The following is a 17,467-nucleotide window of genomic DNA, read 5'->3' on the forward strand; positions in this document are numbered from 1 at the left end:
GTTTAAGAAATCAAACAACTTCCAGAGGTAGTTACATCGACTGCAATCGGCTTATGCGCATTTTTTGCTGATTTTTTTTGCCCTTCATCTACTCTAGAATGCGGTACGCTTTGCTCGCCAGCAGGAAACATTCTTGATCCCTGATTTGACGCAGTTCTTTTGGGTTCGTTTGTCGCATGAAGAGCGGTTGTGCCAACTTGAGCAATGTTCTGTTGTGCGGCAGGAGATACCCTTGGCCCTAAAACCTCTCTTTTGGGAGGTAAAGTAGAACGAGATTCTATGTGCTTGCGAGCAACTCTTTTTCCCGTTTCCGCAAATAAACCATGGCTTTTTGGGGAAGACGATTTGACCAGCCCAGTCTGCTGATTCTGGTTCACAATTTCTTTTTCTTTACCTTTTTCTGAAGTAGAGGATACAACACGCTGAGAGGGTGCTTTCACTTTAGGAATGTGTGACCTGATTTGCGGAAGAGGTATCCTCCCTTGAGGCATTACCGATACGCCTCCAGGCAGGAGTGCGTTCACCTGAGGGACAGATGGTACGACACGCTGAGTAGATCTCTTCGCTTGAGGAGTAGTAGATATGACTCGCCGGGGCTGTGCAGTCATTTGAACACGATTCGTTTTATCTTTAAAAAACTTATCGTGCAATTCATAAACTTCACTAAGAGGCGAATTGTTATTGCGTCGAGTATATGTGTTTGCATAAACATGGGCACAAACCCTATCCACTAACTCCATAGGTAATTCAGCCATCAGACTTTTTTGTCGATTCTCGTTTTGTTCAAAAATCGAATTAAATATAGCTTGCTTAGGATAGCGATTAATTTTTTCAGAAGTAAATATCCGCTCTATTATTTGTTTTTTTAATGCATAAGCCTCTTCGATATAGGGCATATCTTCGACAGAGATATTCCAAGGGGATACAGTTGCAGCAGCATAATTAAGATAAGGATTTAGTGGCATAAATGCCTCGAAGGGAATATGCCTACCGCGTTGTAAGTTAACAGAGAACCCCGGCATTAATTTTTTATGTGCAAAATCAATAACCTCAACCTTTGAAATAACACTTCCCTTACCACCTGGGCAAAAAGTAATAAATAAATCACCCAGTTTTACGCGCACATTTGTACGGTCATTTGCTTCTAAAATAAGAAAATCTTCCTCTTCATATAAATATTGCTGCAAATCCTTTAATTTTATTTGTTGCAATGCTCGAATATTAAACTCAAAACCATCGAACACTTGACTGGCATAACGCTTGCTCGCTCTTGGCTGTTGAGTTTCCAGATTGTACCCCGCCATAATAGGGGTTACTAATCCATGTTTTAGCATAATTGCGGGACATGAAATAAAAAGCATATGCCACATTTCAGCACTAATTCCTAATGCTTGCGTAAGCTTAATACTATTGTCTAATTCAGGGTATTTTAAAATACATTGCTTTAACAATGTGAATTGATCCTTATAAGCATTATGACGAGTTTTTAGCGATGCTCCTGCAAGACTTTCATCTGTTCCATAGAGAATAGCCTCAATACGCTCAAGAATCTCTTTAGCCTCCGTTTGCAGTGGATGGTCAGGAGTATGGGTTTGAGATTCTCCCAAGCTCAATTTATCTTTTAACTCCTGGCAAGCATTTTGAAAGAGAAATAGACCTACAATTTGATCACCGGGTTTTATTATCGATAAAGCAATATCAAGCAAAGTTATTTTTTCCCTTTTACTGTATCGGGTAGAATTTTCAAGCTGGTGCGCAATCTCCATCAGGATGCGTTCATGTAATTTACGTTTGCTTCCAGACGAGTGTGTTGCAATTTTTTGTTCAAATTGGTGTAACGCCGTAATTAGTTTCCAGGGGCTATTTAAGGCATCAGCACGTAAAAATTTAGCATTGCGGATATAGGCCCATTCGAAATCGAGTCCGCTCAAGTCCATTGCCGACAGATCCACATCCTCAAAATTTGTTGTGTTTAATTGCATCCCTCTAAGTTCTGCATCAGTAAAATCTACTCCCTGCAATAGAGCACCGTTGAAATTGGCTCCAGAGAGACAAGCACCTATAAAATGAGCCCCCCTAAGGTCTGCATCGTTAAAGTTAATGCCTCTTAGATTAAGATAAGAAAAATCCAGACCTGATAACTGCAAATTACTGAAATTAGCACCTACAATTAAATTAACAAATTGATGGGGATGCGGTTTTAAAAGAACTAATAAATTATTTAATTTATCTCGCATTAGCTCACTGAGCTCATCCCTGGGTAAGCAAGATTTTTTTTCCAATTTGCGATTAAAAGTACGAATGTTTGCTGAGGTAGTTATAATGAGTTCTAAATGCTTCCTAGTATCCTCATCCAACTCGATTTCCTGCATCGCTTCTTTTAAATTAACAGGCAGTTCATTACAATCACGAGTAAGTGTATAACAAATGGCCTCCTCCGGAGTGAGGAATTTTTGGGCAAGGACTTTACTTTTTAAATCTTGATAGCGTTGGGTTTTCTGATAAAACGCTGTAAATTGATGACCTGTGATTCCGTCCGCTTGACTTAGGAAACCGATGATATAAAGGGGTTGGGTTATCATTTTAAGGGTGTCATCAACTAATGCAGTTTTTGATTTAGCCATTTGCCGTACATTGAGCAGATCCTGTGGAGGAACTTGACTTAAAATGTACATCATCATTTCATTAGGAAGTGCAAAAAAAGGATTGTCTTGATTTATATCCTCATCAGATTCAACAGCCTCCACTGATTGAACTGGTGCAGTAACCAGGGGTTCGCTCTTTTTTTTCTCACTATCATTGAATTGCTTTCCAGATAACTGGAGCAGGATATGTTGCAAATGCTCCTGAATTATCTTGACCTCAACAATAATATTCTTATCCTGATTGCGTCGTTCTACATTTCGATCATTAATATGCGACACTACTTCATTTAAATGGTCTTGCAGCAAAAGGACATATTTAAAAAACTGTACGAAATCGTGTTCGAATGAAGCATCCAAATCACACGATTTTCCAGTGGTACCCAATTGTTCACTCATTGCTTGACCCAGAGGTTTTAAATCGGATTCCCTACTGCTCCATATATTAATTAACTCATTGATTTGATGTTGTAACTCGATAACTGCAGTTAGATATTTAGTCGCACGTTCTGCTGAGGCATAAATATCTTCACTGCTGTCTTTGGGAAATGGATTGCGTTGAAAACATTCATTAAGTGAATTTAAATGACCCAAGAGCCCTGAGGCCTCTTTCTTTGCTTTTTGTTCTGCAAATCGCTGAGCCCGTTCTGCTCTTATCATAGCCATTTGCTCTTGTTGCTTCAGATCGTGCTTATTATTCATGTGAAACCTACTTAAAATTTAATATGGAAACTCAGCAAACGCCGAAGTCTGTTTCGTAAATCGAGAAATAAGTTGGGAATAATCTCTTGCCCCAAGAAATCTTATTCAATTCGCTGTAGATAGTTTTAATTTAAGAAAGTTTATGAATACAAGTTGATCAAGATGTAAACCGGCATACGTACTGCTTTTTCCTTAGAATCTAATTTTTATTATTGGATTGTTTTGAGCACACTGATAACTTAAAAAATCTATCTCAACATAATTCCAGCTTATTGATTTAAGATTGCCTAAGTTGTATCAGTCCTCCGCTCATTCAGATATTTTACTATTTGGAGATTATCTGCATGAATAGCCCATAAATTGACAGCATTATAATCGAGCAATCCTTAAGAAAATATTAAATGCACTCATTGGTTCAAAAGTTTTACTTTCCTGACGTTTTATTATTTATATAGAAAATCATGCTTAGCGCGCTGGTGTAGACGGATTCTCATCCACTAAAAAATATATCTCGATTAAACTTAATCGATTAGGATTATTCTTTTGCAATGGAACCCATTATCCTCATTGGTTGTAAATCCAATGTTCAATACTTATTGGTTTATTTGAGTGCAGCATCTTTCATACAGTTGCCTTTATGCCGGATAATTTAAAAAGCCCCGGCACCAAAGCAAACTCCATACGATTCATTTAATTTTTATATTTCAAAACGACTGGATAAAATTATCCTTTCTTCCCAAAGTTCCTTCCCGTTCTTTATCACCTTGTTTCTGAGTAAATAAGGTTATACCTGTTACAAAAACAGAAATGTGTTCTTGATGTTTTGTGGGAGGCGTCATTTCTTCAAGTTTAAATTCGTATTTTATTGAGCGAACCAAGTCTGCAAGGTATTTATTAGAAATTTCTTTAGTATAAAAAGGTAGACGCTCTTTAAAAAATGCTTGAAGGTCAGGAGCAGTACAACCAAATAGCAAAGGGCTTTTCATTTTAAACAACTTCCGCAGCACTTCGATTTCATAGATATATGCATTGGCTTCCGAATTAGCAATTTTTGCAGCTACATTAAACGCATGACCTGCTTCATGAACAATTGCTCCGATAATATTAATTGTTTTTTGTTCTAAAAAGCTTATCTTTAAGGCAATAGTCTGATTAATTATCCAATCCTTATGATGTTGTCCTAATAATTTGTAGGTGTTTTTATTTACAAAAATCGCAGGATTACCTTGCGCACCTAAAAAATCATGTGGGGGTTTTAAGATATCAATTTGAAGTTGTGGCATAGCAGCGGTGACACCACTATCGAGTCCACTCCCACCTATTTCCCGACATTTTTCTATAAGTAATCTAAGGTGATAACTTGTCAGCATGATATTCTCCTGGTTTGCAGATTAACAGAGTGCATCAAATTGAGATCAAAATGACTAAATAATTACAAAATCATTATTGCGAATAGAAATTTTCCAGTCAATACACTTTTTGATCATTAAGAGTTTATTTAGAATATCTTGTTGGAAATCATGGAAATAGAATTGATTAATATACATAAAACCAAATTTTTGACTTATTGGTAATTAAAAACTACAGATTTATTTTGGATAGACTAGGTTTAAAAAGGTCTCATTTAGATTTAGACACGCTTTAACCCATCCCTTGAGCATAACGATCATATCGTGGGTAGAAACTGGAGAAGGTTATTTTTATGGCAACAAAGAACATAAACTCTAAGTTTGTTTTCATGAAACAATTAACTCATTGCGAATAATGATGTACCCCTCATCTGTTGGACAACATCTTACTGCAGCTAGGGTATCGATTAGGTCATGCAAGGATTTTTTTTCAATTGGCTTGATTAGATAGCCTGCAGCTCCTAGTGCGGCAGATTTTTCTCTGTCTTTACTATAATCTGATCCGGTGCACATTATGACTGGCGTTTTATTGAGCTGTTTATCCGTTTGAATTTGTTTCAAAATTTCGAAACCATCCATCCCCGGCAAGTTGATATCAAGAAATATCAAATCAATCGGATTATTGCGAGCGCACTGGTCATGTAATAGATTAAGTGCATCTGTCCCGCTTTGCGCTATAAATAGATTAAATTTTATACGCGCGCGTTCTAAAATAATTTTAGTGAACTCTAGATCTTCTTTAAGATCATCTACAAATAAAATATTAGCCAAGGTAGTAATAGGTATATTAACTGGGCTCGCTGAGATGTTTTTTACTTTTCTTCGTCTCTTTATTTTTAGAGCACAGGGGAGAGTAAAGGAAAATATGGTTCCTCCCTCAAGTTTGGATTTACACGTTATAGTTCCACCATTTAATTCTAAAATTTTGGAACATATCGCTAACCCTAACCCAGACCCCTTACTTATAAGAGTAGCGCGTTTAAATGGCTGAAAAATGAGCTCATGGTCTTTAGCATCAATACCTAAACCATTATCCGATACGTGAAACTCTACAAATTGTTTTTTGGGGTTTGCCGAAATCGATATTTCGGGAATATTTTCATTATAATAAATGGCATTGCTAATTAAATTTTGCATTAATTGGATCATTTGGGTTCGATTTGCACTTACATGAGGGACCTTTTCGGCAATAATATGCACATTTTTTTCTCGAATGAGGTAGTCAAGGTTTTTTGAAACTTCTTCGATTACCTCATTCATATCACATTCTTCCCTATATTCTTTTTTAAACTGATCAAGTTGCATGTAATTAAAAACGGTATCGATAAGCGTCAACATGCGTTTGCTGGCATTGTAAATATGCTGAAAATAATCAGCGACCCTACCCGAAAAATGAGGTTGTTCTTGGGCAATAACATCCACGAAAGAACTCATAGTTCGTGCAGGTTCTCTTAGATCATGTGCTAACGCACGAGTAAAAATCTCCAGAGTATCTCGTTGTGCTCGGGCATGCGCCTCCCGCTCGCGTATGGTTTCTATATGTTTATTGAGATCAATGTAAAGGTCGGCATTTTTCAGTGCAACCGATGTGGTATCTGCTAGTGCTTGTAAAATATGGAGCTCTTCTGGCGTGGGTAGACGTTTTTTAGCCCAGTAATTACCAATAGCACCTATCGGATCCTCTCTTCGTATAGGGACCATTGCCAAACTCTTAACAAATGTAGGTCGATATGCATCTTGTGGAATTCGCGGATCACAATAGATATCCTCAATGACGGCTAATTCTTGATGCAGCATAACCCAACCACTGATGCAGGTTTCCATTGGAAAACGCTTACCTTTCCATAATGGACCGATCGCATTTTCCTCCACATAGTAACAACAGTTGTCCTCCCTTAGGACAAATGTTGCACCATCTGCTCCCGTAAGTTCGCGGGCAGCATGGCGTACAATTTCGGTGATCGCTTGAATATCATTTGCCTGAGATAAATCCTGTACGACCTTAACCAAATGTTCCATTGCTGAAACATACCAAGTAGAAGATTTAATGTTAGAAGGTAATTTGGCATCCTGCATACAAAAAACTCGCTGAGTGAATTAATTTAAGTATAGCAGGATGCAAATAGGAAAATTGCTCCTATTGAGTAGTCCTTTTATTTAACCATCCACAATCAATTCGGAAAAATTAAACACCTTGACACTGAACCTGGCGCACTGTAGAAATTAAAACAATAAAGGATAGAGTAGGAGAAATTATGGAAGGAAAACTGGAACTCCACCGACAAGAAATAAACAAGGTAATTCAACCAATTTTTACCCGTCTTGATCACTATAAGATGGCGATGTTTAAAATAAGGGAGTTATTAAAAAACTATTTCTTTAATGAAGGACGAACACAAAAACTCACCGAAGTGGCTCAGGGAGAAGAACAAGTTTTTAGTTTCAATATGGTTCGTGCAGGGATGGAACAATGTCTGATTGACGAGCGTTTATTAGTGAGAACTGCAGAAGAAATTATGGGTTCAGCAGAACACCCAAGTCTCGTCGCAGCTTTTGATAAACATGTTTCAGGAAGTGGCTTACCGTTAGAGTTTCACCAACAAGAAGGTACCTATCTGTTTAAACCCGAAAAAAAATATACTCCAGAAGCACAAGCTTTTATGCGTCAATTTGCTTATGCTTTGGGTGCTTACAGAGTAGGCTTGGGAATTGGTGAGATCTATTTTGCTATCTATAGTCATCGAAGCATAAAAACGGAACAACTCCCGAATTACATTGATTCAGCGCACTATTTGAAACAACAACTTAATGAAGACGTCGATTTAATTTCGTTATATAAACAAGTAAAAGCAATACAAAAAGAAATCAAGAGCTTGCTTCGAGCGAATAAAGTGCATGAAGGATTAACTCAATTCGAGAACGATATTAGCTTGCTTAAAAGGAAATTGATTGACCTGTTAGAGTCTGGGGCTGTTCATTTAGAGAATTGCTATAAAGAATTTCCTAACAACCCCATATTATGGATGCTGCATGATCGCAGCTGGCATACCTTACTTAAAACCCTTTCCGGACTGCTCTATGCAGAGCAATATACCTATTCGACTTTATATGGCACATTGGAGATTAAGAAAGAATTTATGGGTCTTATCAAAGCCGAAATCGATCAGTTCGAAACTACTCACAGAGAGCAGATCCCCTTACTTAAAATTGAACTCTTAAGAAACGCTGCAAAGATAATTGCTGAAACAAAAATTGATATACAAGCAAAGCTTGCTGAAAATGGAATCGAGTTGATTGAAGCACCTGCAGTAGGTATGTTTTCTACACCTCTATCGAATAGTATTTATGGATTAATGCTTGCCTATCACCAAAGACAATTAACCGGTATAAATGCAGCAGAGGATGATAAGTTCGATAAGGATGAAGAGTCTGATCAAGGTATTCCATTAAATAGCTTTTCATAAGCATCTTGTCATGACAAAAGGAGACTCTCACGAAGACTCCTTTGATTCTTTTTCGAAAAACGAATCGTTTTAGAATACATTAAACATACAAACGCAAGAGCAATAATAAAAAACTCATCATTGTAGTTCCTAAGATATTGGTTTCATAGAAAATTTTGTTCACCATGAATTTCTTTCAAAAGAGCATTGCTCATCCTTCCTGCTAAATTGGTCAAAATATAATCGTCTATACTATTATTAAATCCAAATGAACTTATTTAGATCATGAGAGAGAAAATTGAGGTTATTTCTAAACAATTATCAGAGCTGGGTATTAAGCATCAAAGCGAATTTCCTCAAAACAATAATCCTGACCTAATGCAACAAGCCGCTTATGTAGATCAGTTAAACCACACATTGTATAGGGCAATCGAAGCAGAATATGCACAATTTAACCCTCAAGCGACAAAAGATGATCAAATTATATTTTTTAAACGAATTCTCGCGATAAAAAATCTTTTAAGAGGTTTACAAGTTGTCCATAATGATTTGGCTAAGAATTTATATGAAAATTCAGCGCTCTATATTCATAATGAACAAGAGGTTGCCTTAAACCCACAATACATTCTTCCTGAATTGAAAGAAAAGGAAACTGCAGAAGTTGTACGCGCCAATTTTTATCAACTTATTGCTAACCTACGTAAAAATAATTCACTAACTAACGAAGAATTCAACTATATAAATTCTCTGTTAATGCAACTTGCCTCGAGACCAGAAGGAATAAAACTGATTGTAAAACTCAATTATTTACTTACAACTAAAGACGCTCAGTTAATACTAACGCGCAGCAATAATTTTGAATGTTCCATGGCCGCAGGAGGACTCGCAGAAACAAGTCCGGAATATGCCAGGAAAAAAATAACCCCTGAGCAAGATTTTAAAACCATTTTTAAAAGAGAGACCGTTCGTGGCCCTGGTACACGAAGGGTAAATATCGGAGTAGATTATCGCTATAACGATAAAGTTTCGTCTTTGAATTTAGAAGTCTATGCCTCCCCCGGAAAGGGGCTAACGGATATTGGCCCAGCATTTATCTTATTGGGTCATGAGCTTATTCATGCCCTGCACAATCTTACTGGCAAAGCGAGACATAATTTTGGACCTTTTTTCCAAGGACCAAAATATAGTGATGATCCCTTACTTCAGACATTATATCCTACCAATTCCATGTACAGTTATGGTCCTTCGGCTGAGGAATATTGGACCATTGAAGGTGGAACTCTTTGTGAAAATTCGCTTCGCAAAGAAAATGGACTCTTTAATAGAACCGGCCATATCAGCACCGAGCCGGGTAGCAGGGCCATTCGAGATCTTTATTACATTGGCTTAGCTCGAAGTTATTCACAATCTGATTTGGAAACCATCGCACGATACGTCACACAGGCCGATACCCTAGACGAGCTTAGCGAAGAAGATCAAGAAATTGAACGGTTTCTGCAACTTGAAAAATTTAATTATATGACTTATTCCTTTGCTAATCTAATTGTCTTATGCAAAATCCCTTCCTACCAACTCAAAAAAATGGGAAGAATCATCGACCAATTGAAAAGCTCAACTAATGGATCGATGGATGATGAAGAGGTCTTACATATTTTATTAATGAACGCACCACCGAAAATAACTCAGTTATTTATTGCCGTTCAGCGTTATGAGGAGCTGGAGAGCGATGCAGAAATTGATGCTCAAACTCTTCATGAGATAGTACCTAATCTTCAAAAAATGAATGAAATGCTACAATCCTTAAACTTGCCGGAGCATTTTTTAAATACTTTTAATCGGATCACTGAAGAAATAGAAACAAAATCGGCTAAGCCTCATTATTCGCTATAGCTTTGCATGTACAATAGCTTAGGATTCGAAGGGGACACAATTGTATCCATACATAGGCAGTTTAAATCACGGTTTTAGTTGGCATAGCGTTTTGAACTACAACGCTTGAATCCAATGGTTCTGGCTGCTTATTTACCCTATTATTATTCATTTCATCTTTAAAATTCTTAATCTTTTCAACTCCCTTTGAAATAATATTATCATCAAAAATTGAAGCCACTTTTAAAAAAAACTCAGATATTTTTCTTAAAACCCTAGGTAGTTTGTGTTTTAGGCTGGAAGCAAAGTGCAAATCCACCTCATCTTGTAATAAATCTTTGTTCTCAATTCTATCAACCAGTACATTACAAAATTTTTTAAGCTGATCTTTTCTCATGATTTTATGGGATGGGTCGACCCTTTGGACTTCTTTATCGAGTAACCACACCAAATTATAAATATCCTTCTTATATAAAATAACCTCACTCAGATGTTGAACTTTTTCTTTTCCTTCTTCTTCAAGTCTGTTATTGACCACCTCTAACAATCGGCTTCGAATTCCATAGGTAAAATTCCCCCCTTTAGGAATCCCAGTAAGCTCACTTAGCACTCGAATTAAGTCCTTTGCTTTAAAATTAAATTGAGCATTTCCTTCAACCAATTCCGCGATATCTTTTGGAATTTTTACATCCCCGAGAACTAAACAACACCCTAACTCTAAGCTCTCATAAATTATTTCTCGATCCGTGCGACTGTACCTTTCTACATCGGCTAAAAGCCCCCTCACCTTCTCCCATTGGCCGCTTTGTGCATACAAGGGCATCAATTGCCGCTGAACTTCAATATTATCTTGAGTTCCAAGATGTTCTAAAGCCGTAATTTTCTGAGGACGACTATGTAGGTGATGAATCCGGTCAAACTCCATTTTAATCTCGGGCGTAACTCTAGGAATAATCGATATTTTTGAGGGAACCATAAGCGCTTTTTCCTTAGGTAACTCCTCAATTGCATCTTGAATTTCCTTGGCTGCTTTATACCAAGTTATTCCATTGGCATGCTTAAACGCTTGGTTTAAAAGCTTAGTAATTTTTTCATATCCAGGGGTGTCTTCGAGGATATTTTTTACATACAAACAATATGCCTCAGGAGAACAATAAGTGTTACGCTGTAAATCATCTATCTCTCGAGCGCGAGTATGGAACATAAATTTCATATAGGGATCTTGCCCAACCACCGCTGAGCCCACAACTCCTATATTTTTTTTCCATACATCAAATGGGATTGATGCGGATTGCTCCCTTCCCCACGTCAAAATGCGAACATTGACCTTATCACTTTGTTCATCATATTCAATATTTCTAATAATAAAAAAATGACCATCCATAAAGCGTTGTATTAGGTTTTTTCTCTGGGGCTCTCCTTCCTCTGGATCAAGAATATATGAAGCAAGGCTTCCGGTACCTGCAAAACCCACCCTATAACCGTCCTGGATGAGTAATTGTAATTGTTTTATTGCTTCTCGATTATGAATAGGAATATTTTGCACATGGTGATAACCTGCTTGTTTCATCCAACGATTGATTTCCTGATGAGTAGTAACACCAAACAACTGTTTGGCCAGCTCAGCACCTTCTGCACTATAGCGAACAATTGAATTTTCCGAAGAGCGTATCCCATTTAAAATGATATGATCTACATCCCGAATCGTATCTTCCTGGCCACTTTTTTTATTTGCAACCGCATCCGTTACTTCAATACGCAATACGCCTTCTTTGCCAGCAAATTCTTTAAGATCACACACCCCTTTAGAGGCAAGTTCCGAGACTATTTTCACGTAATTTAATGGATTAAACAAAGCAATGTTGTGTACAAAAGCATTGACACCGCAGACCTGCTCATCGCGCTGATTGATATAACGGGGATCCAATATCCGAATCATCATTTGCAATGCAAGTAAATTACGGTCAAAATTCTTAAATTTAAGCGGATCTAAATTATTTAAAAAGTTCTCATGGCTATACGCTTCATAATCACATTTAACTGATTGTAATAAGGGAAATTCTGCGCGTATTTGTTTCATTGCTTCTTGTTCGCCTATTAGAAAAGCAAAGGCTTCCAACTGTTTTGCTACGGTGTAGATTTGAGGATTGTTTTTATCATACCAATCGCTTTGCGTTGCCCTAAGATGCTCTTGGAATTTTTCCAATAAAACTTTAGCCAGATTCTTCACGTACGCCGGAGATAAGGGAGCATCCTCTTCGTTTTGACAAATTTGCGTAACATTATCTAAAACAAGTAAATAATCTTGATAAGAAGTGGCTTCTTTTCCATTGATGAATGCATTTAATTGGACTTGCCCGTTCGCATCATAATCTAAAAATTCAGATAGTGAAAATCCCATGTGATCCTCTAATAAAACTGTATTTCTCAATAAGCGAACCCCTGAAATGTCTTCGATATTGAAGAAAATTCATTATTTTTTTCATCAGATTAAAAACACCAGGTTGCTCTATGCTTCACTTATAATCTTATTATAGTTGAACATTTTGGGTTTAAATTGTTTTAATAGGGAGGAACACTACTCGGTTTTATATGCTATATTTATTGGATTTTAAAAAAGAATGCAACACGTGACATGGGTTGCATTCTCTTGAGGTGCAAAATAATAATATAGCGTGTTTTTGTCCAACCGATCCTGGTAAGGAAACTCTTTATCACTTAATAAATGATTCAGCCATGAAGCATTCATATTAAGGGATGAATTATAAAATGTGCAGAGGTCTGTTTCAGTTAAGCGAAAAATTGTACCTATCCAGGGATCAAGCAAAAAATCTTTGGTGATAACCACTGTATGTTCAATATCTTCAATATCATAAATAAATGCGGGAATTTTTTGGTCTCGAAGTAATGCAGCTAAATAGAATGCTTGGTGTTCACAGTTTCCAGCCCTACATCCAGACATGGTATATTTTATGGAGGCTCGCGCATCAAGAAAATTAATCTCCCTATTTTCAAGGTATTGGGACACTTTAAACAAAAAAGATCGGAGCTTGCCTATTTCTTGCACAGCCATAAAACTATTTTCGTTATATTGAGCCATTCGGTAGGTACAAATTTTTGCTGTTAATGGATTAATCACTAGTGCAGAAGTACTCGCAACACACACCCTCATGGTTGCCTCTAGTGCTTTATGTAGGGCAGGATAATATTCATTTGGCGGATCGACCGACTTTTTTTTATCTTTAAAAAAGTTAACCATAACTAAGCCCTCCTTTGAATAATACAGTAGTTCAATTGTAAAAAATTTAAAATAGCTTCCGGTATGAACTTCATAACATCCTGTAATATCTCGACTTTTCCCTAATATTTTCGGCAACAAAACGAGATTTTTTTTACTCAAGAAAATAACTTTTACTGTAACTCACAATGAGTTAATATTAGGCACTATGATTATCCTAACTATTTTCATAGCTTCATTTTGAATACTCGTTTCCTGCTTTAATTGAACAATTCGTTATGAAGTATTCGTAAAACTACTTTTAATAATTTAATAATAAGGACAAATATATCGCGTTTAGAACATAGGCTGTTGTTATCGAAAAATGTAACTTTTTTGTTCAGCCTATCATTTGACATTCGTGTTTTTGAAAACAATGCTGTGAACGGAAGAATGGATGTCCTCGAGAACAAAATAAAATTGAGGATTTTTCTGGCTAACTAAAGAAGAGAGGGATAATGGGCATTTTTAAAGATATGACAGACCGTTATTGTCAAAAAATATTGGAAACCTATCAAACGCAAGCGGATGAAAAAACTTATAAAGGCAAAGAAGCAGAGTTATTGGTTCAAAGGAATGATTTTGCCAAACGTTTAATTAAAAAAATAAAAGAAATAGAAGTTAAGGATAATGATTATCTGGCCTATTTTGATCTGATTTTAAAAGAAATCCACTTACATCGGAAAGAGGTTAAGACTGCAGTCAAAGAATACAATAAAGAAAATAAGACAGAATTCACACTGGATCTTTATGAAAGTCTTTTTCATACCGGCCTCGTCAATTTTATTAATGCCTTACGCAATCTATTTGAAAGCAGCCCTCCTCTCATCACTGAAATTAAAGAGCAAGATAAATCGCTATTTAGCAACGAGAGAGGAGTCCCCTGGGTTTGGCAATTTTCAGCTGTTTTATATGAATATATTCTTGAAAGAGAGTTTGACATGGCGATCAATAAAGCGGATAGAGATATTTTTGATGCAAAAAAACAAATGATCTTTAAGTACATTAAAAGCGTAGATGATCTCTGTTCCCGTGTGAAGGAAGATGATACCAGCTATGCAGAATTAATGAAGGCGTTATTGAAGAGCATGCGGATGGAAGAACAAAAAATACAACGACGCCAAGAGGACAATTCGTCAGGTTATAGTGTCATGTCTTATTTTTATAAAGCCTCTGAAAAAATCGTGGGGAAAAATCAATTAGGACAAAAAATCGAGCTCTTAGTGAGTGAATTTGATGAAAGAGCGGAAAAGGGATTTGTGTGTAAATAAATCCCTTTTCCAGTACTATTAATAACGTGTCCCTGAGTTTTATTCGTTCTTTATATGGTACTGTAGATACTCGTACGCTTTTCGCGCGTACACAAGTGGGGGCGCTTTAGCCGGATCTTGTTCCGCCTCCACGATCATCCAACCCGAATAGTGATGTTTTTTTAGCACTTTAATGATAGAGGCAAAATCAATGCCACCATCACCAGGAACAGTAAATACCCCAGCACGTACAGCATCCATAAAGTTCATATGTTCATTCTTAACTCGGTTAAGAACTTCTGCACGAATATCCTTTAAATGCACATACATTATGCGATCATGATGTTTATGGATTAAATCAAGCGAATCAATATTAGCAAAAGCGGCATGGCCCGTATCAAGCAATAATGAAATCAATTGAGGACTGGTGTTTTCCATTAAATGATCAATTTCATGTTCATAAAAAACACCAGTCCCTGCATGATAGTGATATGCAAGACGCATATTGTGATCCTGAGCAATTCGGCCAATAGCATGCAAACCTTGAATTAGTTTTTCCCATTGTGTCTCACTAAATTCAGGCTTGTGGGGGCTTAAAATAGGCAGCCCAGTTCCTTGAATTGAATGGCCGCACTCGCACACATTGATAAACGAGGCCCCCATAGCCTTCATAAAACTCAAATGCTCCATAAAACGCGATAACGTGTGCTCATACTGCTCTGACTCAGTAAAAAAAGTACTGAACCAGGCGCTTGATAAGTGTAATCCATGCACATCTAATGCTTTTTTTAAAACAGGTACCTCACGCGGATATTTATGACCGAGTTCCGTACCTATATAACCCGAATCCGCCATTTCGCTAATGCATTGTTCAAAACTAATTTCTTTGCCTAACTCATGATCATCATCATTGCACCAATTAATTGGTGCTATTCCCAGTTTAATGTGCATACCTTGGTCCTTAATATTCTCTAACTCTTTTTAATTGTTCCTGCATCCTGTGATGCGCTTTCGACACTTCTTCAGAATTGGATATTTCTGCAACCGCAACACGCCACCAAGTTTGATAACCATTACTCATCGTTTTAGGCAGTATAGGCACTACTATCACTGAAGAATGTTTTTCATTGCGTGCGGCCTGCGTAGCAACTGCTAACTGATCATAAGAATCTACAAAAAAAGCTTTAGCGCCTAGTCCTTCAGCATACTTACAAAAGTCTATGGGTAAATAATCACCCGATAACTTATTGGTGTTAGCCTCTCGATATCGAAACTCATTACCAAAACCTTGGCTACCCTGACTTTCCTGTAAATTTCTAATGCATTGAAAACCATGGTTGTCAAAAATGACAATGGTAATTTTTTTTCCTTCTTGAATGCTCGTCAGCAATTCTGAATGCATCATCACAAAGCTGCCATCGCCCACCAAAACGTATACCTCGCCCGGCGCATTTTCTTTAGCTAATCGCACCCCTAGACCGGCCGCGACTTCGTAACCCATGCAAGAATATGCATATTCCAAATGGTAATCTTTAGCCTTTTTGGATTTCCAAAGTCGATGTAAATCACCGGGTAAACTGCCGGCGGCACAGATTATGACATCCTCTTCAGTCACCATTTCATTTAATAAGCTGAGCACCTTTACTTGTGATAACCCCCCCGCTACAGGATGAGACGAAGTACAGATGCGTTTTAATTCATGCTGCCATTCATTTTGATAATGTTGCACCTGCTGCTGATATTCTTCGGGGGATTGGTACGCTCCTAGTTTTTTTCCTAATTGCTCTAAGCCTATCTTTGCATCCCCTTGCAACATCAAACCATTCATTTTGATTGCATCAAAACGAGAAACATTGAGATGAATAATTCGACACTCTTGGTTTTTAAAAACCCATTTAGACGCAGTAGTAAAATCTTGCAACCGGGAGCCAACCACTAAAATCACATCGGCTTGTGCGGCCAGCGAATTTGCAACTTCAGAACCCGTAACCCCGACTCCCCCCACATTCATGCAATGACTTGCTGGCAAAGCACTTTTCCCTGCTTGAGTTTCAGCAACGGGAATTTTATGATGCGCAGCAAATTGCGATAAGACATTGGTTGCTAAGGAATAATGCACGCCACCTCCGGCAATAATGAAGGGCTTTTGAGCTCTAAGAATAAGCTGAGCCGCTTCTTCAAGCGCACGTTCACTGATCGGTGTTCTATCAATGTGCCAAAAACGTTTTTCGAAAAAAGAAGCGTCATAATCATAAGCTTCAGATTGCACATCTTGCGGTAAACATAAAGTGACTGCCCCTGTTTCGACAGGATCAGTAAGCACTCTCATTGCATTGATAACAGCCGTCATCAATTGCTCTGGGCGAGTAATACGATCCCAATATTTACTCACCGGTTTGAAACAATCATTAACCGATAAAGTATAGTCATGGGACGCTTCAAGTTGTTGTAATACGGGATCCGGTTGTCTGCAACTGAATATGTCTCCGGGCAATAACAATAATGGAATTCGATTAGTTGTTGCAGTAGCCGCTGCAGTAATCATATTGGTCGCACCCGGACCTATTGAAGAGGTGCACGCAAAAATACTTAATCTATTTTTTTGTTTCGCATAAGCCGTCGCGGCATGAGCCATTCCTTGTTCGTTATGTCCCTGGTAATAAATCAAACCATAATTATCGTATTCCAGGGCTTCTCCTAATCCAGTCACATTACCATGCCCAAAAATTCCAAATACCCCAGCAACAAACTGATGTGATTTACCATCCAACACCACATATTGATTTGCCAAAAATCTCAATAATGCCTGTGCCATTGTCAATCTAATCTTCATGAAACCCACCATTAAACATTATTTTTCCAGGCTTGAAGCACC

General features: G+C 37.5%; 10 protein-coding genes. 3 read left to right on the top strand and 7 right to left on the bottom strand.

Going from position 1 to position 17,467, the window contains the following annotated elements; all coding sequences use genetic code 11:
• Positions 1 to 2 precede the first annotated feature (2 nt).
• The 3 genes from ACWTE2_RS05735 to ACWTE2_RS05745 all read right to left on the bottom strand — a co-directional run bounded on the left by ACWTE2_RS05735 (position 3) and on the right by ACWTE2_RS05745 (position 6,829).
• Positions 3 to 3,344: a pentapeptide repeat-containing protein gene (locus tag ACWTE2_RS05735; protein WP_454784556.1), complete on the bottom strand. Its 3,342-nt coding sequence runs from the start codon at positions 3,342 to 3,344 to the stop codon at positions 3 to 5.
• Between the two features lie 704 nt (positions 3,345 to 4,048).
• Positions 4,049 to 4,714 (bottom strand): hypothetical protein, encoded by a 666-nt coding sequence (locus ACWTE2_RS05740; RefSeq protein WP_454784557.1) that lies wholly within the window; start codon positions 4,712 to 4,714, stop codon positions 4,049 to 4,051.
• A gap of 366 nt (positions 4,715 to 5,080) precedes the next feature.
• Complete coding sequence (locus ACWTE2_RS05745; protein WP_454784558.1) at positions 5,081 to 6,829, bottom strand: ATP-binding protein; 1,749 nt, start codon at positions 6,827 to 6,829, stop codon at positions 5,081 to 5,083.
• 179 nt (positions 6,830 to 7,008) lie between these two features.
• Between ACWTE2_RS05745 and ACWTE2_RS05750 the strand changes: the two genes are divergently transcribed.
• Positions 7,009 to 8,217: a hypothetical protein gene (locus ACWTE2_RS05750; RefSeq protein WP_454784559.1), complete on the top strand. Its 1,209-nt coding sequence runs from the start codon at positions 7,009 to 7,011 to the stop codon at positions 8,215 to 8,217.
• A 264-nt stretch (positions 8,218 to 8,481) separates the two neighbouring features.
• Positions 8,482 to 10,086 carry a type III secretion system effector protein gene (locus ACWTE2_RS05755; RefSeq protein WP_454784560.1) on the top strand — a complete coding sequence of 535 codons (1,605 nt, stop codon included), beginning with the start codon at positions 8,482 to 8,484 and terminating at the stop codon, positions 10,084 to 10,086.
• 61 nt (positions 10,087 to 10,147) lie between these two features.
• Here the strand turns inward: ACWTE2_RS05755 and ACWTE2_RS05760 are convergent, their stop codons facing one another.
• Together ACWTE2_RS05760 and ACWTE2_RS05765 are read right to left on the bottom strand one after the other, a co-directional pair.
• Positions 10,148 to 12,466: a hypothetical protein gene (locus ACWTE2_RS05760; RefSeq protein WP_454784561.1), complete on the bottom strand. Its 2,319-nt coding sequence runs from the start codon at positions 12,464 to 12,466 to the stop codon at positions 10,148 to 10,150.
• Between the two features lie 210 nt (positions 12,467 to 12,676).
• On the bottom strand, positions 12,677 to 13,324 hold the full coding sequence (locus ACWTE2_RS05765) for a hypothetical protein (protein ID WP_454784562.1): 648 nt from the start codon (positions 13,322 to 13,324) through the stop codon (positions 12,677 to 12,679).
• A gap of 476 nt (positions 13,325 to 13,800) precedes the next feature.
• On the opposite strand from ACWTE2_RS05765, the gene ACWTE2_RS05770 reads away from it, so the two are divergent.
• Positions 13,801 to 14,613, top strand: a complete 813-nt coding sequence (locus ACWTE2_RS05770; protein WP_454784563.1) for a hypothetical protein — start codon at positions 13,801 to 13,803, stop codon at positions 14,611 to 14,613.
• A gap of 39 nt (positions 14,614 to 14,652) precedes the next feature.
• On the opposite strand, the gene iolE is transcribed toward ACWTE2_RS05770, so the two are convergent.
• Together iolE and iolD are read right to left on the bottom strand one after the other, a co-directional pair.
• Complete coding sequence (gene iolE, locus ACWTE2_RS05775) at positions 14,653 to 15,543, bottom strand: myo-inosose-2 dehydratase (RefSeq protein ID WP_454784564.1); 891 nt, start codon at positions 15,541 to 15,543, stop codon at positions 14,653 to 14,655.
• 10 nt (positions 15,544 to 15,553) lie between these two features.
• Complete coding sequence (iolD, locus tag ACWTE2_RS05780; RefSeq protein WP_454784565.1) at positions 15,554 to 17,425, bottom strand: 3D-(3,5/4)-trihydroxycyclohexane-1,2-dione acylhydrolase (decyclizing); 1,872 nt, start codon at positions 17,423 to 17,425, stop codon at positions 15,554 to 15,556.
• Between the last annotated feature and the right edge of the window lie 42 nt (positions 17,426 to 17,467).

It is taken from the genome of Legionella nigrisilvae (genome assembly GCF_977063395.2).